At 57.3% G+C, this 19,452-nt stretch carries 11 protein-coding genes and 3 pseudogenes; 10 read left to right on the top strand and 4 right to left on the bottom strand.

The window, feature by feature from the left end; translation table 11 throughout:
• Positions 1-1,002: 1,002 nt before the first annotated feature.
• The 3 genes from FIU28_RS25680 to FIU28_RS25690 are packed head-to-tail and all read left to right on the top strand — an operon-like array spanning position 1,003 to position 5,009.
• Positions 1,003-2,952, top strand: a complete 1,950-nt coding sequence (locus FIU28_RS25680; RefSeq protein WP_246660817.1) for a methyl-accepting chemotaxis protein — start codon at positions 1,003-1,005, stop codon at positions 2,950-2,952.
• On the top strand, positions 2,949-4,622 hold the full coding sequence (locus FIU28_RS25685; RefSeq protein WP_143575880.1) for a GAF domain-containing protein: 1,674 nt from the start codon (positions 2,949-2,951) through the stop codon (positions 4,620-4,622). Before FIU28_RS25680 ends, FIU28_RS25685 begins: the two co-directional genes overlap by 4 nt.
• A gap of 12 nt (positions 4,623-4,634) precedes the next feature.
• Positions 4,635-5,009, top strand: coding sequence for a response regulator (locus FIU28_RS25690; RefSeq protein ID WP_143575881.1), 375 nt, complete (start codon positions 4,635-4,637; stop codon positions 5,007-5,009).
• On the opposite strand, the gene FIU28_RS27100 is transcribed toward FIU28_RS25690, so the two are convergent.
• The gene (locus FIU28_RS27100; protein WP_246660818.1) at positions 4,993-5,142 is read right to left on the bottom strand and encodes a transposase; all 150 of its coding nucleotides are present in this window, start codon (positions 5,140-5,142) and stop codon (positions 4,993-4,995) included. The two genes, FIU28_RS25690 and FIU28_RS27100, sit on opposite strands and share 17 nt — an antisense overlap.
• A gap of 434 nt (positions 5,143-5,576) precedes the next feature.
• Here FIU28_RS27100 and FIU28_RS25700 point away from each other — a divergent pair, with 434 nt between their 5' ends.
• Complete coding sequence (locus tag FIU28_RS25700) at positions 5,577-7,061, top strand: GGDEF domain-containing protein (protein ID WP_246660819.1); 1,485 nt, start codon at positions 5,577-5,579, stop codon at positions 7,059-7,061.
• A gap of 5 nt (positions 7,062-7,066) precedes the next feature.
• On the opposite strand, the pseudogene FIU28_RS25705 reads toward FIU28_RS25700, so the two are convergent.
• A pseudogene (locus tag FIU28_RS25705) lies at positions 7,067-8,187 on the bottom strand (integrase core domain-containing protein).
• A gap of 93 nt (positions 8,188-8,280) precedes the next feature.
• Here FIU28_RS25705 and FIU28_RS27410 point away from each other — a divergent pair.
• The 5 genes and pseudogenes from FIU28_RS27410 to FIU28_RS27115 all read left to right on the top strand — a co-directional run.
• Positions 8,281-8,430: pseudogene (locus FIU28_RS27410) on the top strand (transposase); the annotation flags it as partial.
• On the top strand, positions 8,412-9,383 hold the full coding sequence (locus FIU28_RS25710) for an IS3 family transposase (RefSeq protein ID WP_246660979.1): 972 nt from the start codon (positions 8,412-8,414) through the stop codon (positions 9,381-9,383). The pseudogene FIU28_RS27410 and the gene FIU28_RS25710, both read left to right, overlap by 19 nt.
• Before the next feature lie 306 nt (positions 9,384-9,689).
• Complete coding sequence (locus FIU28_RS25715) at positions 9,690-11,777, top strand: PAS domain S-box protein (protein WP_143575883.1); 2,088 nt, start codon at positions 9,690-9,692, stop codon at positions 11,775-11,777.
• Between the two features lie 344 nt (positions 11,778-12,121).
• A complete protein-coding gene (locus FIU28_RS25720; protein ID WP_143575884.1) occupies positions 12,122-12,283 on the top strand; it encodes a Flp family type IVb pilin in 162 nt (53 codons plus the stop codon).
• 239 nt (positions 12,284-12,522) lie between these two features.
• A pseudogene (locus tag FIU28_RS27115) lies at positions 12,523-12,720 on the top strand (hypothetical protein); the annotation flags it as partial.
• A 302-nt stretch (positions 12,721-13,022) separates the two neighbouring features.
• On the opposite strand, the gene FIU28_RS25725 reads toward FIU28_RS27115, so the two are convergent.
• Positions 13,023-13,265 (bottom strand): ribbon-helix-helix domain-containing protein, encoded by a 243-nt coding sequence (locus FIU28_RS25725; protein ID WP_143575885.1) that lies wholly within the window; start codon positions 13,263-13,265, stop codon positions 13,023-13,025.
• Between the two features lie 1,185 nt (positions 13,266-14,450).
• On the opposite strand from FIU28_RS25725, the gene FIU28_RS25730 reads away from it, so the two are divergent.
• A complete protein-coding gene (locus tag FIU28_RS25730) occupies positions 14,451-16,214 on the top strand; it encodes a methyl-accepting chemotaxis protein (protein WP_246660820.1) in 1,764 nt (587 codons plus the stop codon).
• 384 nt (positions 16,215-16,598) lie between these two features.
• On the opposite strand, the gene FIU28_RS25735 is transcribed toward FIU28_RS25730, so the two are convergent.
• The gene (locus FIU28_RS25735; protein ID WP_168209975.1) at positions 16,599-19,439 is read right to left on the bottom strand and encodes a PAS domain S-box protein; all 2,841 of its coding nucleotides are present in this window, start codon (positions 19,437-19,439) and stop codon (positions 16,599-16,601) included.
• Between the last annotated feature and the right edge of the window lie 13 nt (positions 19,440-19,452).

A 19,452-nucleotide genomic window follows, 5' to 3' on the forward strand; every position in this document is an offset into this window, starting at 1 on the left:
CCCCGTGGGCCGCCTTTTCGGAGGTTACGGTTCCTATCCACGGCCACGGTCAAACCGGGCTGGGTAGCGTTCGGAGGCCAAGTCGGGCCCATTCCTCCTCGGAGGAGCTTCGCTGCCCGGTCTGACGCATGGCTGCACTGTCACGGCTCCAGGCGGGCCTACGGCCTCCATCGGCCAGGAAGGCCCCTCTCAGACCGCCGCCCCCCGTGCGCCCCAACAAGGCCAGAGGAACGCCGCTCTAGCTGCCAATGAGGAACGCCGCTCTAGCTGCCAATATGGCCTCCAGGCCCCTATTCCGCTTTCGGCTTTCGGCTTTCACGAATACGACAGCATTTTCTCTTGGCGACATATTTCCGCTCGCGACACGCGCAAAATTTTTGGTGTCGGCTGAGTGCGCGATCCCTTGATACTAATCGCCTCTATTGCATCAAGGGACGTTCGCATCTTGTACTCGTCCTGCGTACGACGTAGCCCTAGGGCGCCCAGATATTTGCAACAGCATCGTGCATAAGACAAAGTATGCAACGCAATATGCCAGCGTAAATAATGCAATTATATCTGCCATGACAGCGGAGCCTCTGTGTGACATTTCAATCTCATGACGGCATTCGGAACGCGCGCACCTGAGCACGTTACAGTTACGATCAATTGAAAGAATTGTTTGGGTCGACCCACGTTTGTAACGCATTACGATTTTGAAAATTAGATTGTCCTACGAGAATAATTGGAGCCAACTCGATCCGTATTGTACCACAGCGCGCATGGCGCTCGAACCTTGGCTTATCGAATCAGCTCTCACAAACCTCGGTCGAGTACTTAGGAGGCATTCAGAACTCAGTAGGATTACGGGAGAGCAAAGATTCTTAACGAAATTCGTCTAATATCAGCCCCGCCGAGCCGCAGCGTCCGTAATGCGATTATCTACGTTCCGCTTCGGCGCAGCGACCAATCAGGGACTCGAATATGTTGGCGGATAGAAGTCGTTTTAACCCGACATTAGGCTTGGTCCCGCGGATCGTAATTCTGTCGGTGTCCGGCATCCTATTGCTGGGTGTCTGCGTAATAAGCGTTTCCGGATATTTTCTCAAACGCGGCGCTATCGCTACAGCTAGGGAGCGGGTCGACGCCAACATGCGCGTTGCATGGGAGGTACTCCGGTCCAACGGAAAGAATTTCAGCCTCGTCGACGGCAAGCTAATGGCTGACGGGCACGTACTGAACGGCGACATTTCCATAGTCGACAAGGTCAAGGACTTAGTCGGAGGCAGCTGTACTGTCTTCATGAATGATCAGAGAATAGCGACCAATGTGCTGAAGCCGGATGGCATGCGCGCGGTGGGGACACAACTTGCGCGCAGCGATGCCTACAGCGCGATTTTCGATCGAAAGGCATCTTATCGCGGCGAGGTCCAAATTCTCGATGAACCTTACATGACAGCCTATGACCCGATCTTCGGTCAAAATGGCGAGTTGCTAGGCATTCTTTACGTCGGAATAAAAAAGGCCGAATTCCTGAAGGCCGCCGATGAGACGTTCTGGACGATCATCTACTCGATCGCGGCGGTAATCTCGATCGTGGTGATCGTCAGCTATCTCGTCGCACGCAGAAGCGTGGTGGGTCCGTTAAAGGTGAGCATTGTCACCATGAATCGCCTGGCGCAGGGCGACCTTGGTGCCGAGACGCCGGTGCCGCGACGCGCTGATGAGATCGGCGAGATCATGGCGGCGCTGGTCGTCTTCAAGCATAATGCAATCGAGAAAGACCGGCTGGAGAAGTTGCAGGCCGCAGACCGGGCTGCGTCGAAGGTTCGGCAGGAGGAGATCAGCCAGCTGATCGGCTTCTTCGGGCGCAGCATGAGCGGCTCCTTCAATTCGCTATCCGGCGCCTCCGCCGATATGTCACGCACGGCGACGTCGCTGGAAAGCGCCGCGCAGACGACCGGTAGCCAGGCGACGCAGGTACTGAGCGAGGTCGAGCAAACCTCGCTGGCGATCCAGACCGTAGCGGCGGCATCGCAGCAGCTGTCGGCATCGATCGGAGAGATCGGCCGACAGTCCACCGAGTCCGCTCGCGGCTCCGGTATTGCGATGCAGCAGGCCGAGGATGTCGTAGCGAAGGTTGATCAATTGCGACAGGCGGCTGATGAGATCGGCAATGTCGTGAAACTGATTAACAGCATCGCCGCCCAGACCAACCTGCTGGCGCTCAACGCGACGATCGAGGCTGCCCGCGCCGGCGAAGCCGGACGAGGCTTCGCTGTCGTTGCCGGCGAGGTTAAGGCGCTGGCCCAACAGACCGCGCAGGCGACCAGCGACATTGCAAGCCAGGTCGCTTCGATTCAGGCCGCCACTACCGATGCCGCCGAGGCAATCCAGGGGATTTCTGGAACAGTCCGCGGCGTCAACGAAACGGCGGTGGCGATCGCCACGGCGGTCGAACAGCAGAGCACGGAAACCCAGGAAATCGCGCGGAGCATCGAATACGTGACGGCCAACGCGGCCAGCGTGACGCGCAGCATGGGGCAGGTGCGCGGCGCGGTCGACGACACCAGCGGCAATGCCGCCGAGGTGAAGCATACGTCGTCAGCGCTGTCGGCGGATGCCGCAACGCTGAGCGCGGAGGTGACGGATTTCCTGGATTCGCTTCGCGATCTCGGTGAAGACCGGCAATTGACTCAGCTCGATGTCAATCTTTCCGCCACGGCCCTGTCGGGCGGGAAAAGCGTCGCAGGCCGGGTGCTGAGGGTTTCGCCCGGCATGGTGCTTTTCGACGGTCCGTTGCATGTCGCCGCGGGAACCTTGCTGGAGGTGCGCATCGATTCGCTCGGACGTTCGCTAGAGGGCCGCTTCGTCGATCGCATTGCCGACGGCTGCCAGATTCAGCTTCTGCTCAATCACGCGCATCTGAGCTTCATGGAAAGCGCCATGGCTCGCCTCGCAGCCGCGGCATGAGTATGGCATCGCAAACGAAGCTGCAGCACGAGATCGCAGCGCCTGACGAACTTGAGCGGCGCACGGTGCTCGATCGCTATCAGATCCTGGATACTCCGCACGAGCCTGCTTTCGATCGCATCGTCCGGCTCGCCGCGCTCCTACTCGATGTTCCCATCGCGCTGATTTCGTTGATCGACGCGGATCGGCAATGGTTCAAATCCAGATACGGATTGGACGTGCCGGAAACGCCTCGCACGCTCGCGTTCTGCGACCATGCTATTCGTGGCAGCGACGTGATGGTTGTCCCTGACGCCGCGCAGGACCCGAGATTTCGCAGCAATGCGCTGGTCACCGGTGATCCGCATATTCGATTTTATGCAGGCGCGCCGCTGGTGACGCCCGATGGTTTTTCGCTCGGCACAATCTGCGCGATCGACCGAGCGCCAAGGCAATTGAATGCGCGCGAAGCCGCGGTTCTGACGGCGCTCGCCGAACAGGTAGTCCATGAACTGGAAGTCCGCGCAGCGCTGGGCGAGATGTACGAGGAAGTGTCCGAAGGACGCCGCGCCACGCGCACCCTCCAGGGTGAGGGTGCGCGGCTGGAAGCCCTGCTGAACGCAACGGGCAATGCGGTGGTCACCACGGATCCGGATGGCTGTATCGCAAGCCTGAACCGCGCCGCTGAGGCTATGTTCGGGTTCGAGCCTGGTGAATGCGTCGGCCGGAACCTGAAAACCCTGATGTCGGACGACCGGGATATCGACCTGGACATTACCACTAGCCCGGGCGCCGGAATCGGGTGGCGCAAGGATGGGACGAGCTTTCCGATCGAAATTTCCCATGCCGATTGGATCGACATGCACGGCCGCAACGCATCCGGCGCCATTGTGCGGGATTGCACCGAGCGCCGGCTTGCCGAATCGGAATCGCGCAAGCGCGATGAGGCTGACCAAGCGCAGGAGAAGCTCGCGGCGGTGGGCCGCGTTGCCGGTGGGGTAGCGCACGAGCTGAATAATCTTCTGCAGCCTATCATCGGCCTTGCTCAGCTGGAACTGGATTCGCAACCGATCGAGGGTTCGACCGAGCAGTTGGAGACCAGGGAAAACCTGACCACAATTCTGGACTGTGGCGCACAGATGCGAAGCATCGTACGCAAGATTTTGATGTTTTCCCGCAAGTCCCATCCAGAGCGAATGCAATTGGATTTTCGCCCGGTTGTGGAACGCGCGTGCAAGTTTGTCGCCAAGCTGCTTCCGGCCGGAATTCGGGTGGATTTGGTCATCCAAACCGGAGTCTGCGGGCTTGCGACGATCAACGAAGCCGAGCTGGTTGAAGTCTTCACCAATCTTGCAATAAACGCCGCCCATGCAATGGAAGGCAACGGGAGGCTTTCGATCACGGCGGATCGCCTGGAACTGCCCGAAGGCACGGTGATGCCGTTAGGGATCCAGGCTGGGGCATATTTCAGGGTTGCCGTCTCCGACACTGGCCATGGCATGGACGCGATTACCAAAGCAAGAATTCTGGAACCGTTCTTCACCACCAAGCCGATAGGCCAAGGCACCGGCCTCGGGCTGTCACTGGTCTACGGTGTGCTTCGCGATTGGAATGGCGCGCTATCGGTCGATAGCACTGTCGACGTCGGCAGTACCTTCACGCTTTATATCCCCATCACCGGCACCCACTGAAAAGGAAAAGCCATGGCAAGAATTCTTTTGATTGACGACATGGCGGGCGTGCGCCGCACGGTCTCAGCCGTATTGAAGCGCGCCGGGCATAAAGTCACCGAAGCCGATGACGGTGGCATCGGTCTGCAGCTGCTCAAGAGCGATCAATTTGATCTCGTGATAACCGACATGCTGATGCCGAACCATGATGGCATGGAAGTGATCCTGTTCCTGGAACAGCAGCCGAAACGGCCGAGGGTGCTGGCGATCTCCGGCGGCGGAAGCCAAGTTTCCTCCGATGAGGCTTTCATGCTGGCACGCAGCAAGGCCGACTCGACACTGGCAAAACCGTTCGACAATTCCGAATTGCTTGCCGCGGTCGACAAGCTGCTCAAGGTCGAGGCATGATATCTTTTTCGGATTGACCTTCTTCCCTGACTCGCCGGCGCCAGCCAAATAATTGCTGCGGCGACAATCCGTGCCGCCGTGCCAATCCAGAAACAAAGTCGCCACTCGCTTCGATCTCCGCGACGACCCGCACCTTGTCCTCGCCGCTCCATGTCTGCCGGCGTCCTCACCGGTGAACACCTCCAGCCGCCGAACCAGCTTGGTGATAGCACTATCTACTCTGTCCATTCTAAGCCTTGCGGTTCGAAGGAATCAAAACATCGCAGATCAGCACGTCAAGCGGAAGGTGGGACCAGGACGACGCTTATACAGCACCGCAACAGCCTCCATTGGCCTTTTCCTGTCGGAGCCCGATTGTGCTGTCTTGTTTATGACAACACAGGTGTCGATCCGTAATTGTACGTAAACGAAAAAGCCGGCAATATTTTATTCAATCCGGCACTCTGCGGATCAGATCCTTATTTGATCGCTCTGCATTAAAGAAAAGTTCCCTCGGCAATGTTTCCTTTAGCCAAAACCCAAAAGTCCGCGCCTCGGCGCGGGACAACCACCCTCATCGTCACAGCGATGCTCGCCGTCGTCGTGGGCTTTTCTGCCATCTCCGTGAATGTACTGCTGCATATGCGGAAGGCCGCATGGGAGCTCGCGCGCCAGAGCAGCGAGAATCTCGCCTCCACCTTAGATGCAGATATCAGGCGGAATATCGACGTCTACGATATCTCGTTGCGCGCCGTGGTGGCTAACATCATGATACCGGAAATTGGCGAGCTCAGCCCGGCGATCCGGCACCTGATCCTGTTCGACCAGGCAGCCACCGCGAAACATTTCGGTCCGCTCAAAGTGTTCGACGCCGCGGGGCATCTTATGATCGATTCATCCGCGCTGGAGCCCGCGCCTGACAGAGCGGTCAATCGCGAATATTTCCAGGTACATCGTACAGACGAGAATGGAGGACTTTTCGTCAGCCACCCGGCCGCCGATGCCAAAGGGGAAATGGCGGTCTATCTCAGCCGTCGTGTATCCGGAACCGATGGAGCATTCGGCGGCGTCGTCGTCGGGTCGATCCGGCTCAGCTACTTTCACGACCTGTTCCGCCGCGTAAAACTAGGCCCGGAAGACTCGTTGACGCTCATCCATAGGGATGGGTTCGTGGTGATGCGCAGCCCGTTCGACATCGCCATGGTTGGCCGGGACTTGCGCGGCGTCGTCGGCATCGAGCGCATCCGCAGCGAGCAAACAGGCTGGCTGGAAGCTCCCGGTGCGGTCGACGGAATTCCCCGGCAGTTCGTGTGGCGCGACGGTGGCGGGCCGCTGGTGACGCTGCTCGGCAAGTCTCTAGCCAGCATCTATGACCCTTGGCAGTCCGACGCGGCTTGGATCTTGAGCGCCATGGCGGTGCTTGCCATTTTTGCGGCAGGTGCATCCATCCTGCTCGCGCGCGAGATGAGGAAGCGCAGCGCCGACGAACACCGCTTTGCATTGCTCTCAATTACGGATGGCCTCACCGGCCTCGCCAACCGCCGACAGTTCGACGATATCTTGCAAAGCGAGTGGCTGCGCAGCCAGCGCAACAAGACCTCGCTGGCACTACTGCTCATCGACGTTGATTATTTCAAGATTTTCAACGACACCTACGGTCATCAGGGTGGCGACAGGGCGCTCACGCAAATTGCCACGACGATCCGTCACGAGGTGCAGCGCGCGGCTGATTGCGCGGCGCGATATGGCGGTGAGGAGTTTGCAGTCATTCTGCCCGAGGAGACTATCGAAAGTGCGCAGATGGTGGCGGAACGGATCAGATGCGCGGTCCAGGCCATCTCCCTCGACGGAGCCCATATCACCGTCAGTATCGGCATTGCTGCGGTCGTGCCGGCTTGCAATTTGCAGCCGGCGGAGTTGATCGCAGCAGCTGATGCAGCGCTTTACAATGCCAAGGATGCAGGTCGCAACCAGTGCCGGTCAGCCCGCCCGCTCACACCAGCCCCCGGTCAGGGATCTGCCGGCCTGAGCGCGAGGTCGGCCGGCGACCGTATCACGGCGGCGGCGGGCTGAGCCGCCTAGCATCCACGCGATGCCGACCTCTTGGATGCCATCCAAAAGAATATAGGGAGCGATGCCGTCAATGTCAGGATCATCGTCCTATTGCAACTTGCCCGGTGGCTGTCTGAGCAACATGCGATCGGCGGAGCTGGTCGGGGGTGCGGAGCCGATCGCACGTTGCGGGTGAGGTTAGCGGCATAGCTCGCAGGCGTCAGGTAGCCCAGCGAGGAATGCGACCGTTGGCTGTTGTAGTCGTCGACCCAGGTAGCGATTTTGGCGCGGGCGTGGTCCAGCCCGAAGAACAGGGTTTCGTTGAGAAGCTCGTCGCGCATCCGGCCATTGAAGCTTTCACAGAAGCCGTTCTGCATGGGTTTACCCGGCGCGATGACGTGCCAGGCGATCTGGTATTGCTCCGACCAGATCAGCATGGCGTTGCAGGTGAACTCAGTGCAGTTGTCCGAGACGATCAGGCCGGGCTTGCCGCGGCGCTCGATCAACGCCGTCAGTTCGCGCGCCACCCCGCCGCCCCGAGATCGAGTGTCGGGGATTGCCGCCAGGCATTCCCGGGTAACGTAATTGACGATATTCAGAATCCGGAAGCGGCGGCCATTGGCGAACTGGTCATGGACAAAATCCAGCGACCAGCAGGCATTCGGTAGAGCCTCGACCAGGATCGGCGCTCTTGTGCCAACGGCACGGCGGCGGGCGTTGGCGAGTTCTCGCAGTTAATCGCGCAGTTCGGTGTCCGGAGCCCGGCACGACCGGTAGCGGATCATCTTGCAGTCAGCACAGACGATCGAGCAGGCCCGCTGTTCCGACCGGCCCAGTTCGGCCTACAGGTGCGCGACAACCTCGCGCCGGGCGGCGGGCCCTACCATTTTTTTGACAGAAGCTCGCGCAACGCCGCAGCATTCGGCATCTGCTCAGCCAGCAGCTTCTTCAGCTTGGCGTTCTCATCCACGAGCTGCCGCAGCCGCTTCGCTTCCGAGACGTCCATCCCGCCGAACTTGGCGTTCCAATTATACAACGTTGCTTCCGAGACGCCGTCCTTGCGGGCCAGATCGGCGGCCTTCGCCCCCGCCTCATGCTCGCGCAAAACACCGATAATCTGTTCTTCCGTAAACCTGGCTCGCTTCATCTCCGTCCTTCAGATGATCTGAGGCCGCCAAACTGGACCACTTATGGCTAGAGTTTTCCGCTAGACTTCCCGGGCTGGAAGGAGCGGAGAACAATGAAGGCATCGAAGTTTTCGGAGGCCCAGAAGTCGTTCATTTTGAAGCAAGGCGCTGATGGCATGCCGGTGGCGGACATCTGCCGGAAGGCGGGGATCAGCGCGGCGACCTATTTCAACTGGAAGAAGAAATACGACGGCTTGCTGCCGACCGAGATGCGGCGGTTGAAGCAACTCGAGGACGAGAACGCCAAGCTGAAGCGGATTGTGGCCGACCTTTCGCTGGACAAGGAGATGCTGCAGGACGTCATCCGCCGAAAAATTTGAGGCCTGTTCGTCAGCGCAAGCTCGTCGACGGGATCTGTGGTGAATGGGGCATCTCGATCCGGCGCGCCTGCCGGGTATTCGAGGTCGACACCTCAACCTATCACTACAAATCGCGGCGACCCGAACAGGCCAGTCTCGAGGCGAGAATCCGAGAGATCTGCCAGACCCGGGTACGCTTCGGCTACCGGCGTGTTCATGTGCTGCTGCGGCGTGAGGGATGGCAACTCGGCCAGAACAAGACACGGCGCATCTATCGCGAATTAGGCCTGCAATTGCGCAACAAAACGCCGAAACGACGGATCAAGGCCAAGCTGCGGGACGATCGCAAAGCTGCCACCCAGCCGAACGAAACCTGGGCGATGGATTTTGTTCATGATCAGCTGGCCACCGGCAATAAAATTCGTGTGCTGACGATCGTCGATCTTTTCTCGCGCTATGTGCCGGCCCTTGATCCGCGCTTCAGTTACCGGGCCGAGAACGTCGTTCAGAAGCTGCAGGAAATCTGCTCAGTGGCCGGCTATCCAAAGACCATCCGTTGCGACCAGGGCTCGGAGTTTATCTCCCGTGACCTCGATCTGTGGGCCTACGTCAATGGCGTCACGCTGGACTTCAGCCGGCCTGGCAAGCCGACCGACAACGCGTTCATCGAAGCCTTCAACGGGCGCTTCCGCGCAGAGTGTCTGAACACTCATTGGTTCCTTACCCTTGACGACGCCCGGACAAAATTGGAGGATTGGCGCAGATACTACAACGAAGAACGCCCCCATGGGGCAATCGGGCAGAAGACCCCGATTTCGTTGCTCAATCGTGACGGCGCAACCAGCCCGCCATCATGACAAAGCCGGAAAACTCTAATTGCCGGTGGTCCAAACTTCGGTCTCAGAGCAGATAGGGCCGGACTCTAACTTCAACTAGAGGAAACTGGGAGGGGCAGGTCAGTTCAGGAACGACTGCGCTAGTCTCGACCGATCGCCGCTAGATCAACAGCAGCACCAAACCGAGACAAGACCACCCTCACCGGAGGGAACCGAAAGATCACTTTAAGTTATGACCATCGTACATTTGATCGAACGATAACTTAACTCCTTTCTGTTTTTTTCTAACATTATTCTTCGTCGGGACTTATCTCGGAAAGCTATTTCATGTTCGAGTTGACTGCAGCTGCGACCCTTAGGGCCCTCGACATTTCCATGGCCCGTATCGAGTTCAGGCCCGACGGGCGGATTTTGGATGCCAATGACAATTTTCTGAAAACGGTCGGCTACACCCGCAGCGAGATTGTCGGCAAACATCACAGCATCTTTGTGCCCGTCGACGAGCGCAACGGTGATTCCTACAAGAAATTCTGGAGCAAGCTCGCTGCTGGCGAGCATTTCCAGGGCGAGATACGCCGCATCGACAAAGCGGGGAACGATGTATGGCTGCACGGGCAATATAATCCGGTCAAAGGCCTGGGTGGTCGGGTGTCCAAAATCGTAAAATTTGCTGCCGACATCACTGCTGCGAAACGTCAGATGTCAGATTCCAGAGGGCAGATCTCAGCAATCGGAAAGTCACAAGCTGTCATCGAATTCGAACTCGACGGCACAATCATCAAGGCGAATACGAATTTTCTGGATGCTCTGGGTTACGAACTCAGCGAAATTCAGGGCAAGCATCACCGTATCTTTGTCGATGCGGTCGACCGGGACAGTCCAGCCTATGTCGCATTCTGGAAAAAACTGAGCGCCGGTCAATTCCAATCTGGGCAGTTCAAGCGCATCGCCAAGAACGGCAAGAAGGTCTGGATCGAAGCCACCTACAACCCGATCTACGATGACAGCGGCAAGCCGTTCAAGGTGGTCAAGTTCGCCACCGACATCACCGCTACGAAACTACACAATGCCGACGTGTCGGGTCAGCTTGACGCAATCAACAAAGCCCAGGCTGTAATCGAGTTTAACCTCGACGGCACCATCATCACGGCCAATTCGAATTTCTTGTCGACGATGGGTTACCAGCTCGAGGAAATCAAGGGCCGACACCACGAGTTGTTTGTCGATCCCATCGAACGCGCGCAACCCGCATATAAAGCCTTTTGGGCCAAGCTCAACCGCGGCGAACACGAGTCGGCACGGTATCGTAGAGTTGCCAAAGGCGGCCGCGAAGTCTGGATCGAAGCGTCGTACAATCCAATTTTCGACAGCGAAGGCCGGCCGTTCAAAGTGGTCAAATTCGCCACCGACATCACGCAAGAGGTCGCGCGCGCCGAGAAGTTCAACCTGCTTTCGCTGGTTGCCGACGGCACCGACAACAGCGTCGTCATTACAGATGCAACAGGTCTGATCGAATACGTTAATCCTGGATTCTTGAAGCTGACAGGATATTCAGAAGCTGATGTAATGGGAAAAAAACCGGGCGCACTACTGCAGGGCAGGCATACCAACCCTGAAACTGTGAAAAGAATTCGCGAACGGCTGCACGCACAACAGCCGTTTTACGAAGAAATCCTTAACTACGACAGTAAAGGCGAGCCGTACTGGATTTCCTTGTCGATCAATCCCATTCACGGCCCAGATCGCAAGCTACAGCGGTTCGTCTCGGTCCAGGTCAATATCGATAAGACAAAAATTCAGGCGTTGGATTCGCGTGCGCGTCTGAACGCGATCGAGCAAACCAGCCTCGTTATCGAATGGAATGAACACAAGATACCAACCTGGCTGAACGCACTAGCATCGGAGCGACTGGCGATCGACAACGCTCAAGCCGCATCGCACGCTGCGTTGACTTATGACAAGATCTTCAGCCCGAGCGAGCAGGAACAACTGGCGCAAGGCCGCGGTATGGTGAAGGAGATCGAGATCGCAGGTCCGTCAGGCGCTTGTCATCTCAGTGCGACGGTGCAGCCCCTGCGTGACGCCGAAGGCGGTTTGCGCCGCACGGTCATCTACGCGACGGACGTGACGGCACGGCGCCGCGCGATCGACGCCACCGATGCGATGATGCGGTCGGTGCTTGATCAGATCAACAAAACCGCGCAGAGCATTTCCGGCGTTTCCGGTCAGACCAATCTGCTGGCGCTCAACGCGACGATCGAAGCCGCGCGTGCCGGCGAAGCGGGTCAGGGCTTTGCCGTCGTCGCCACGGAAGTGAAGGCGCTGGCGCAACGATCCGCCGGACTGTCCACCGAAATCGCAGGATTGGTCGGCGAGACGCAAAACAAAATTGAGCAAATGAAAGCCGCAAGCTAAGTGCTCTACCGCCACGACAACGTGGAAGCGGTTGTCGGCTCGAAGCCGGCATTGGAATACGGGTGGCTAAAACGTAATAGGCTGTACCCAATGTTGACGTGGCAATACCATCGCGTTGGCGAGGAAGCCTACGCGTTTGCGGTGACACTTCTTTGAGAACTTTTAAGAGGTGAGTGCCATCTTGATTAGGCGGAGCTCCTACTCACACCGCAAACCAGAGAGCCCGCCGACTTCTCACCGGCGGGCTTCTCATTTCCAATGCTGCGGCAAAATGCCAGCCCAGCTCGCCCAATTTCGCCTCGCGGATAAATATACCAACAACTTTCTTGAGGCAGGGTCTCAATATGAATATGGTCCGTGCATTTTTACGTGACGAGTCTGGCGCGACCGCCATCGAGTATGGCCTAATCGCTGCGGGAATCTCGGTGGTCATCATTACCGTAGTTAATGGTATCGGCGGCAAACTGAACACCAAATTTGGCGCGATTAATACCTCTCTCAAGTAAATAAGCCGCGCCACACCGAAGGATGGCGTGACTTTCTGTAACGTTATTCAGGTGCGGCGGCACGCCTCACCTGAGTGGGTGAGGCTAGTCCACCCTCACCCACGCAGTGCCGCCCATCCCGACCGCGTTTGCCCCCGCCCGACTGAGGACGATGCAGCGGCCCTTGATGAAGGGACCGCGGTCGGTGATGCGGACCTTCGCCGACTGAACCGGCCCGGGTCGGTCGGTGGCTCCGACTTTTGAGAGGATGGAGCCATGACAAGCAAGCGACGAATGAGTTTTCACCCGAGGTCCGAGCCCGTACGGTTCGGAAGGTTCTGGATCACGCAAGCTAGCATTCGTCCCGCTGGGCGGCAGTGACATCGATTGCAACCAAGATTGGCTGCACCCCGCAGACGCGGCATGACTGGGTCAAGAAGGCAGAGATCGACAGCGGGCATCCTCTTCTCGGATGGGCGCGGTGCGCAGGTCGCTGAGCTGAGCGTCCGCGCTGACGTCGTCAAGATCAGCGATCAGTCGCGCAATTTCTTCCCCGGTCCACGACCGGTAAAACTTTTTCCGCATGATTAGACCGGGGGCTTCAAGTCGTTGAATAGGTAGCGTCAGAATCCGCTACGATTGATGCCGTCGCAGCTTTTCTGGGTCGGTCGGCGGTGAAGTCCACAGGTGCCGAAGCTCATCAAATCACTGAAGAGATATATTATCGCCGCTTCCCGATCGGCTTCTATTTCAGTCAGACTTACTTAAAAACCTGGAGCAATACCGGTTCTGATAACTTATAGTAATATAGAACAAACACGCGAATTGCCGACGAAAGATTACCCCTATCGAGCGCGCCGTGTATCTTGCAGACTAGTTCGTTGGCGGTCAGGCCGTCTGCCTTTGCGATCTCTTTAAGAGCGTCCCAGAATTCGTGCTCGAGACTCACGCTAGTCTTTTTTTTGCCGATAAGAACTGAGCGCTTGGTTATGGGTGCTTTCATGATTTGCTCAGGTATTATGGAGCGTTACGCATGTAAGATACAATTGAGCGCCAAGGTTTCGGTAAACTCTGACATTTGCATTCCAGATTGTCATGCGTGTTAAGACGTGTACGGCCAACGATTACTCCATAGCTGGTCAGCGCATCTTGCTTTATGCAAAGGCATTAACTGCCAATAGTGGATATAGCGTTTCCATGAGGTGTAGTGGTAATTGGCTGACCACTTATAAAGGAGTTTTCCGCAATCCGAGCAGTTAAACGCGCCAGACGCGGATTCCACGAACGGTCCTTGCTTCGCCTGGAAAATCAGGCTGCAGCCGGCACAACAAAATATCACTGTCGTGGATGTTCGGATCATTCCTAATTAGTTACAAGAGAAACGCCTTAATTCCTACGCCGTAAAACTACGGTATCTCGTCAACGCCTTCAGCCGTCAGCGTCTCGTGATGTGTCTGCCGCCCCCCCGTCGCGGCAAGACGAGAGATGCCTTGCTTTTAAGTTCTTGCCTATTTGGATAACGGAAATATCATCTGATTCGAGCATTACATCCTGAGGGATGTATAACGGGGTAACGCGCCTGATGGTCGAGCGCACAGACCGCGGCGCTAGCGCGGATCGTTGCTGGATCGTGCATGCACTTTGCTAGCCACCCACCAGGCAATTCTCCCCCGCGGTCGAACACGCACTTTTCGCGCAGCATCGGCAGCCATTCTGCAGCCGGCAACAACTCGCCAATCTACTGACATGCGTCTCTATGACCATTAATGGAAGTGTTTCCGGTGATTCATCACCAGAAGGATCTTCAAAAATCGATAAAGTCGAGACGATTAGCAACAGCGCTGCCGCTTTCGGTGCAGCGTCCGAGTAGCCTTGACGCTCCGGGGGCAAGGACTTTTTTAACTATAACTCAGTAAACATAAAGGATCTGTCGCTTACGTAAAAGTGCGCGGCGAGGTTTGCTTTGAAATATAGCGATTTTTCCTAACGAAGCGGACCGTTATTCTAAAGCTGACATGTGAGTTTTTTTAAGCTGAATTGTTCATTTCGAACCAAGAAGGCGACAGATGAAACTGGCGACGATGGAGCGAGAGCGCCCCATCGGATCCCGCCGCTTATCTTTCAAAAACTGTCCATTTTCATTCGAGTTCAGGCGTTTTCAATTTTCAAGAATAATTGAGGTGTCCACGTGGTGAAGCTCTTCCAGAATTTGCGAATTGGCACCAAACTTGCTGCCAGCGGGACGTTAAGCGTCCTCCTGATAGGGGGCATGATTTACTCACAGATCATAGGCAACTCAGCAATTACAAAAGCGAACGAGAATGCGAACGACCAGCAGACGATTGTGCGAGACGCTTTAGATGCAAAAGCATCGATCCGCGGTATGCAAACTGGTGCACGTGATATTCGCCTGGCAAGTGTTCCGGCAGATCTGCAAAAGGCGACTGACTATATCGCGGCCCGCCTTAAATCGGTGAATGGGTTTACCAAGGAGATGCTGAGATTAGCACATTCTCCGGAAACGCGTGAGCGCATCACTAAAATCGAGAACCTTGCAGCGGACTATGCAAAAGCAATGCAGCAGATCGCGGCTAACCGCCGTGAACGCATTGAAATCGATACAAAACGCTCGGGCCAAGACAGGTTGCCCGTCGAAGCGACCGCGAAGATGGAGAAGCTTGATGAAGAAGCAATCCGCATTGCGCGAGAAGTGACGTTGCCAATGGCTGCAGAGCTAGAATCGCTCGCCAACAAAATTGTTGATTCTGCAAAACACCAGGTCGAAGAAGAGGTTGCAAAAGCAGCGAAAGAGATGGCCTTAGCCGAGAGAACGTCGCTTGCTATTGGTATCGCGGCAGCGATGCTGCTGATTTGCACCTGTGTATTCTCGGTGTTGACAATCGCCAAGCCGATGAAGTTGTTGAGTAAGTCCATGCAAGAACTTGCAAACGGTAAATTCGATGTGGTTCTCCCCGGATTGGGGCGGGGGGACGAGATCGGCGACGTGGCCGCTGCGGTGGAGAATTTTAAGGTCAAGGCCGCGGAGAAGGCTCGCGACGAGGCTGAATCGAAAATCAAGCAGGGCGAGATTTTCGCCCAGCAGCGCAAAGCTCAAATGATTGAGCTCGCCGACGACTTTGAAGGTGCGGTCGGAAAAATTATTGAAACGGTTTCTTCGGCATCCACCGAACTCGAAGCCTCTGCGGGGACGCTGACTTCAACCGCAGAACGGGCTCAGGAATTGACCATAATGGTCGCAGCCGCCTCCGAGGAGGCTTCAACCAATGTGCAGTCCGTTGCCTCGGCTACTGAGGAACTGACGTCTTCCGTCAATGAAATCAGTCGGCAAGTGCAGGAATCGGCGCGGATAGCCAGTGAAGCAGTCGATCAAGCCCGCAAAACCAACGACCGTGTCAGTGAACTGTCGAAGGCAGCGGCTCGAATCGGCGACGTGGTTGAATTGATCAATACCATTGCCGGGCAGACCAATCTATTGGCGCTTAATGCCACTATTGAGGCGGCTCGTGCCGGGGAGGCAGGTCGAGGCTTTGCGGTGGTGGCGTCCGAAGTAAAGGCGCTGGCGGAGCAGACCGCGAAGGCGACCGGCGAGATTGGCCAACAAATTAGCGGCATTCAATCCGCGACGCAGGAGTCAGTCGGGGCAATTAAGGAGATAAGCGGCACCATCGAAAGGCTGTCTGAGATTTCTTCGACAATTGCCGCTGCCGTGGAAGAGCAAGGTGCGGCCACACAGGAGATTTCGCGCAACGTGCAGCAAGCCGCTCTGGGTACTCAACAGGTCTCATCGAATATCGTGGATGTCCAGCGTGGTGCAGGTGAAACTGGTTCGGCATCGTCTCAGGTTCTATCCGCAGCTCGGTCTCTGTCGAGCGACAGCAACCGGCTGAAGTTAGAAGTGCGTAGGTTTCTGAACACAGTCCGTACTGCTTAAGCTCCGCGAGAACTCAAATCGGAGTATTAGAAATGAGAAAGTTGCCTTCGCGCAACTTTTTCGTTTTAAGCATAGTCAGGTAAATTGAGGCGAGCTTAGGTTTGAGTCTGCAATGCGCTTGATAACGGAATAGTTTAACCATGGTGGGCTTATTGAGCTCGCCCGTCTTGGCACGTTGCCGGCTCTTTATCCGAAAGGGACACCGGTCAATCTCCCTCCCAATACCGATGCGAAGTGGCGGCGCAACAACTACGAGCGTGCGGCGGACGACACCCGCATCTTGCTTCTCTGCGTCGCGTATTTAGCAAGCCTCGTGAATGCTCGGGCATTACGGGAGCTCGATCGTCTTCAAAGAGAACTTCGTTCGGCCGCAAGTCGAGTCTTTCAGTCACGGCGGCCCGTTGCAGACCTGGAAAAAATTTGCCGCAATTTCACGGCAAGGATCTCCCGCGAATACGGCTTCGAGAGAAGCTCGACGCCGGCGTCTAGCCGACCGCCGTGGACGATCGCGTTCTCCGTGTATCCCGACGTGAAAAGCACCGCAATATCTGGAATCCGTTGCTTTGCCTTCCTCGCAAGATCCGGACTCCTGAGCGTGCCCGGCATCACGACGTCAGTGAAGAGCAGATCGATCGCCACTCCGCTCTCGATCACAGTCAACGCGCTCGACGCGTCGTGCGCCGTCAGCACTCGGTAGCCCAAATCCTTCAGCGTCTCGACAACGGTCGCGCGGACCTCCTCATCGTCCTCGGCGACTAAAATGGTCTCGCTTCCGCCGCTGGCAAGCCCCGCATCGGGAGACGCGAGGACATCTTCGCTCTCGTTCACCCGCGGCAGATAAATTTTTACGGTCGTGCCGCTGCCCGGCTCACTGTAGATTCGGACGTGGCCTCCCGATTGCTTGACGAAGCCGTAGACCATCGACAAGCCGAGGCCGGTGCCCTTCCCTTCAGGCTTTGTAGAAAAGAATGGCTCGAACACCTGCGCCATCACGTCCGGCGTCATGCCAGAGCCGGTGTCGGTGACCGCCAACATGACATACTGTCCGGCGGCGACATCCTCACCGCGCACGTAGGCATCGTCCAAAAACGCATTGCCTGCTTCGATCGTTAGCTTGCCTGTGCCATCCATAGCGTCACGGGCATTAATGGCAAGGTTGAGAAGGGCGTTCTCGATCTGGGGTGGATCGATCAGCGTATTCCATAGGCCGCCGGCGACGACGGTCTCGACCTCGATCGCCTCGCCAAGTGCGCGACGAAGCATGTCGTCAATCCCAGAGACGAAGCGGCCGATGTTGACGACCTTCGGCTGCAACGCTGATCGGCGTCCGAACGCGAGCAACTGGCTCGCGAGTTTGGCGCCCCGGCTGACGCCGGCCAGCGCATTGGCCACACGGCGTTCCGCGCGCTCGTTGCCGGCTATATCCTTTGTCAGAAGTTGCAGATTGCCGGACACGACGTGGAGCAAATTATTGAAGTCGTGGGCCACGCCGCCAGTCAGGTTGCCGATCGCCTCCATCTTCTGGCTCTGCCGCAGCGCGTCCTGAGTCTTTGTCAATTCGGCCGTACGCTCCTCGACGCGCTGTTCCAGCGTTTCGGCGAGTTCTGCCAGACGGCTCTCCGCGGCTATCTGGTCCTCGATGTCGGTATTGCTTCCGACCCAGGACTCAATCGCGCCGGATACGCCCTTGATCGGAACGGCCCGCGCGATATGCCAACGATAGGTTCCATCATGCCGGCGCAGGCGGAATTTCGTTTCGTAAGCCTCGCCTGCTTGCTGCGCACTGGCCCAAGCTGCGGCGGCTTGCGGAATGTCTTCCGGATGGACCATCACCGCCCAACCCGCTCCGTCCAATGAGCTTGGCTGAGCGCCCGCGAATGCGTAGACGCGATCGTTGAACCAGTCGAGCCGGCCATCGGGTTGCGACGTCCAAACGTGGTTCGGCATCGATTGCGCCAGCAATTGGAAGCGCGCGGCACTCGCGGAAACTTCCTGTTCGGCTTTTTTTCGGTTCGTAACGTCAAGGAATAGGACGGCGAAACGATCACCTTCCGCTTTTCGCGCGCGAGCTTCAAACCATTTTCCTAGCATCGGGACGTGTACTTCGAATTGCGCTGCTTCCCCCGTGTCGACAACCCTCGCATATGTGTCGATCAGTTCGTCCTGGATTTCGGGGACCACTTCGCGCATGGATCGACCGAACGCGGCTTTGATCGCGATGCCAGTTTGAACCTCGAAGGCTGGATTAATCTCTGCGAAGATGAAATCCACTATGCGGCCGGCGCCATTGCGGACCGCCTCGCCGACGAAGAATCCCTCGTTCATCTGTTCGAAGAGACCGCGCCATTTGGCCTCGCTCAAGTCAGTGAGCCGTCGAGCCTCTTTTATGTCGGTGATGTCGTAGGCGATGCCGACGAAGCGTCTTCCTGTCGTGCCTAGCGTCGAGACGGCTTCTCCGCGCCTGGCGATCCAACGGATCTCACCGGTGGCCGGGTCGATGCGCCGGTATTCGGCGTACTCGAGCGGGTTATCCATCGCCGTCTTCGATGGTCCAGCGAGTTCCCGGTCATCCGGATGAAGCATTCCCACCAACAGCTTGTCCGTCGCCGTCACGTCCGGACCGAGCCCCCAAATCCGCCTGTATTCATCGGAAACGTCGAGCTTTCCGGACTCGGGGTACCATTCGAAGGTCCCTACGTGACCCGCCTGCTGGGCGATCCGGAGCCGTTGCTCGGTGTAGACGCGTTCGGTGGTCTCACGGACGAGCGCAAGGACGCCTGCGGGGTTGCCGTTAGCGTCTAAGACGGGGCTGTAGTCCAGATTGACGAAAACGTCCTCGGCCTGTCCGTTGCGCCAAAGAATTAAATGCTGGTCGCGATAAGCGAGTGTCTTGCCCTGCCCCCGGACGACTTCAAGGACGTTCCGGTTAAAATCCGCGACTTCGGGCCAGCCTTGTAAAACGTCCGAGCCGAGCAACTGGGGATGGCGGCGCCCGGCGAACACGGCGTAGGCATCGTTATATATCATGACACCGCTCGGTCCCCAGAGCATCAACATGGGAATTTCCGAATTTAGCGCGAGAGCGGTGATCGTGCTGACATGCGCCGGCCATTGCTCGACCGGTCCGATCGGGGTCGACGCCCAATCGAAGGCGGCGATTAGGTCCGAGAGGCCTCCGGTCCGGTTCAGAAAGCGAGGTTTTTTCTCTTCGGACGGCGATTGCATAAATGGAGGGCCT

This window comes from Tardiphaga sp. vice154, from assembly GCF_007018645.1.
Lineage (GTDB): Bacteria > Pseudomonadota > Alphaproteobacteria > Rhizobiales > Xanthobacteraceae > Tardiphaga.

What these genes read in the sequence shown, in the direction of transcription:
- FIU28_RS25685 (WP_143575880.1), top strand. Translation starts at nt 2,949, where the DNA reads ATGAGTATGGCATCGCAAACGAAGCTGCAGCACGAGATCGCAGCGCCT.
- FIU28_RS25690 (WP_143575881.1), top strand. Translation starts at nt 4,635, where the DNA reads ATGGCAAGAATTCTTTTGATTGACGACATGGCGGGCGTGCGCCGCACG.
- FIU28_RS25700 (WP_246660819.1), top strand. Translation starts at nt 5,577, where the DNA reads ATGCTCGCCGTCGTCGTGGGCTTTTCTGCCATCTCCGTGAATGTACTG.
- FIU28_RS25715 (WP_143575883.1), top strand. Translation starts at nt 9,690, where the DNA reads ATGTTCGAGTTGACTGCAGCTGCGACCCTTAGGGCCCTCGACATTTCC.
- FIU28_RS25720 (WP_143575884.1), top strand. Translation starts at nt 12,122, where the DNA reads ATGAATATGGTCCGTGCATTTTTACGTGACGAGTCTGGCGCGACCGCC.
- FIU28_RS25725 (WP_143575885.1), bottom strand. Translation starts at nt 13,265, where the DNA reads ATGAAAGCACCCATAACCAAGCGCTCAGTTCTTATCGGCAAAAAAAAG.
- FIU28_RS25735 (WP_168209975.1), bottom strand. Translation starts at nt 19,439, where the DNA reads ATGCAATCGCCGTCCGAAGAGAAAAAACCTCGCTTTCTGAACCGGACC.